The sequence below is a fragment of the Streptomyces sp. NPDC002669 genome (assembly GCF_042889165.1).
Taxonomy (GTDB): Bacteria; Actinomycetota; Actinomycetes; order Streptomycetales; family Streptomycetaceae; genus Streptomyces.
Genome location: NZ_JBIAQQ010000071.1, coordinates 1 through 3,139, shown reverse-complemented (window position 1 = coordinate 3,139; position 3,139 = coordinate 1). Strand labels below are relative to the sequence as shown.

Annotated in this window: 2 protein-coding genes; both read right to left on the bottom strand. The window is 68.0% G+C overall.

The window, feature by feature from the left end; translation table 11 throughout:
* On the bottom strand, positions 1-1,397 hold a 1,397-nt coding region (locus tag ACFYW1_RS38925; RefSeq protein WP_389004562.1), incomplete at its 3' end, for a condensation domain-containing protein.
* Positions 1,394-3,139 (bottom strand): condensation domain-containing protein (locus tag ACFYW1_RS38920; protein ID WP_389004560.1); only part of this gene is annotated, 1,746 nt, incomplete at its 5' end. The genes ACFYW1_RS38920 and ACFYW1_RS38925, both read right to left, overlap by 4 nt.

Below are 3,139 nucleotides of genomic sequence, written 5' to 3'. Positions count from 1 at the left end.
ACCAGCCGGTGAATGGTCGCCGTGTCCGGATACGGACCACTCTCACCATTCCACTCCACCAACACCTCCCCCAACTCCCCCACCGTCAACATGTTGAGATCGCCGATGCGTGCGCCTGGCGAGTCCACCACGGAGATCAGCAGGGTTTCGAGGTGGCCGGCCATGCGCTCGATCGTCCTCGCGTCGAACCTGCTCCGGTCGTAGACGAAGCGGAACTCCAGGGCCCGGCCCGCCGATACGACCAGGGTCAGCGGGTACCCGGTGCGCTCCACGCAGTTGACCAGGCGTCGGGTCATTCCCTCGGGGAAGTCCGACGGCTTCTGCACCACCGGATAGTTCTCGAAGACGAGGATCGACCGGAACAGGGGCTCACCGCGCGGGATCCTGCTGTGCTTCTGCACGTCGACGAGGTGGCAGTACTCCCACTGCCGCATCTCCAGCTGTTCGTCCTGGAGATCACTCAGCCACTCGGAGACCACCAGGTCGCCCGTGAGCCGGCCGCGGACCGGCAGGGTGTTGATGAACAGGCCCATCATCGACTCGACGCCGGGCAGATCGATCGACCGGCCCGAGATGGTGGAGCCGAACAGCACCTCGTCCTGGCGACTGTACCGGGAGAGCAGGATCGACCACAGGCCCTGTACCAGGGTGTTCATCGTGACACGCTGGGACTTGGCGTAGTCCCGGGCCCGGTCGAACAGCTCCGCGGAGGCGCACACCTCGAACTCGCCGACTCCCGTGTCACCGGTGTCCCGGTCGACGTTCAGGGCGGTGGGCTCGCTGACGCCCGCCAGGTAGTCGGTCCAGAACGCCGCGGAACCGTCGTCCTGCCGGGAGTTGAGCCACTCGATGTAGCGGCGGTAGGGGACGGTCGTCGGCAGTTCGGCGGAAGTACCGTCGAGCAACGCGCGGTAGAGGGCGAACAGTTCCTTCTGGAGGATCTGCACACTCCAGCCGTCGAGGAGGATGTGGTGGAACGACCAGACGACGATCCGGCGCTCCTCCCCCGTCAGCAGCACGGTGACCCGGACCAGCGGGGCCCGTGAGAGGTCGAACCCCCGGTCCCAGTCCTCGGCCAGGAAGTCGCTCAGCCGCTCCTCCTGATCGGACAGGCCGCGCAGATCTCTCACTTCGAAGGGCAGGGGAGCTCGGCGCTGCACCACCTGAACCGGCTCCGACACCCCCTCCCACACGAACGCGCTGCGCAGGATCGAATGCCGGTCGACGAGCTGCTGCCAGGCGACTCCGAACAGCGCCTCGTCGAAGGATCCCTGGACCTCCTCCGTCATCTGCACCATGTACGGGCGCGTGTCGGAAGTGTCCTCCAGCGAGTGGTAGAGCATGCCGAACTGCAGGGGCGAGAGTCCGTAGACGTCTTCCACGTTGTGCGCACTCATATCGAGAACCTCTTCAGGATCGCGGCCATGTCGGCGTCATCGACATCGGTGAGGGGAACACCGGGGGACTCCCGGCGGGCGTCGGCGGCTCCGTCCGCGCTGCCGGCGACCAGCTCGCGCAGGTGGCCGAGGACGCCTTCGGCCAGACGCTCGACGGTGCGCCGCTCGTGCAGCGCGGTCGAGTAGTTGATGTACAGGCCGAACGTGTCGCCTTCGACCGCTGCGGTCACGTCCAGCACGTTCCAGCGCATGCCGTCCGGGCTGATCGAGTGGCCCTTGGACTCGCCGGGACCGGCGTACCGCCCGATGCCCGGGAGGTCCCTGGTGAACTGCCCCAGGTAGTTGAAGTTCACTTCCGGAGTGGGCTGCCGGCCCAGCACGGCGGTCATGTCCGGGGCACCGAGATGGCGCAGGATGCCGTAGCCGACGCCCTTGTTGGGGATCCGCGCCAGCTGCTCGCGGATGGAGTCGAGCGAGGCCACCGGGTCGGTGACTCCCGGCGCCAGCCGCAGCGCGACGGGGAAGACGGACGTGAACCATCCGACCGTTCGCGACAGGTCCACGTCCGGGAACAGGTCCTCACGGCCGTGTCCCTCCAGACCGACCAGGATCTCGTCGTCACCCGTCCAGTCCCGCAGGGCGTGTGCCAGCGCGGTGAGCAATGCGTCGTTGATCTGGGTGCTGAAGGCCCGTGGCACGTCCCGCAGCAGGGCACGCGTCTCCTCGGGGCTGAGCGCCGCCATGACACTGGCGGAGGATCCCAGGTCGTTACGGCCGTCCCGGTCGCGCGGCACCCGGCCGGCTGGCTTGGGCTCGGCCCAGTAGGCGTACTCGGCCCGCGCCCGAGCGGAGTCGGCGAAGCCGTTCAGCCGCTGGGCCCACGACCGGAACGACGTCGTCTTGGCCGGCAGCAGGGGTGTGAGACCGGCGGCCCGTCGCTCGTAGCAACTGCCCAGGTCCTCCAGGAGGATTCGCCACGACACACCGTCGACCGCCAAGTGGTGTACGACGGTGAGCAACCGCTGCCCGCGCGTCGGCCCCAGCTCCAGCAGGGCGGCCCGCAACAACGGGCCCTTGGCCAGGCCGAGGCTCTGCTGCGTCTCCTCCGCGATGTCCAGCGACACCGATGCCCGGGACTCGTCCGGAACTCCGGACAGGTCGTGCACGTCGAGGATGTCGGTGTCCGCGGTCTCGTCCAGGTACTGCCGCCAGCCGTCGGGTCCGTCCACACAGCGCAGCCGCAGCGCGTCGTGGTGCTCGATCAGATCGGCCAGCGCGAGCCGCAGCACGTCGGGGGCGAGCCCGTCGGTGACGAGAAGTTCGGCCTGGTTGAAGTGGTCGAACGTCGGCAGGTCCTTCTCGAAGAACCAGTGCTGGATCGGTGTCAGCGGGACCTCTCCCGCCACCCGTCCCTGCTCCGCGTCGACCGGCGCGGCCGCAGCCGCGTGGACCGCGATCTCGGCGATCGTCTGGTTCTTGAAGATCAGTCGTGGAGTGAGGTGCACACCGAACTTCTTGGCCCGGGCGATCATCTGAATGCTGACGATCGAGTCCCCGCCCAGTTCGAAGAAGTTGTCGTGGATGCCGATGGTGTCGATGCCGAGGATCTCGGACCAGATCGCGGCAAGGGTGCGCTCGGTGTCCGTCCGGGGCGGGGTGTAGGTGGTGGCGAGTTCGGGCCGGTGGTGGCCGGGGGCGGGCAGGGCCTTGGTGTCGACCTTCCCGTTGGGGGTCAGGGGCAG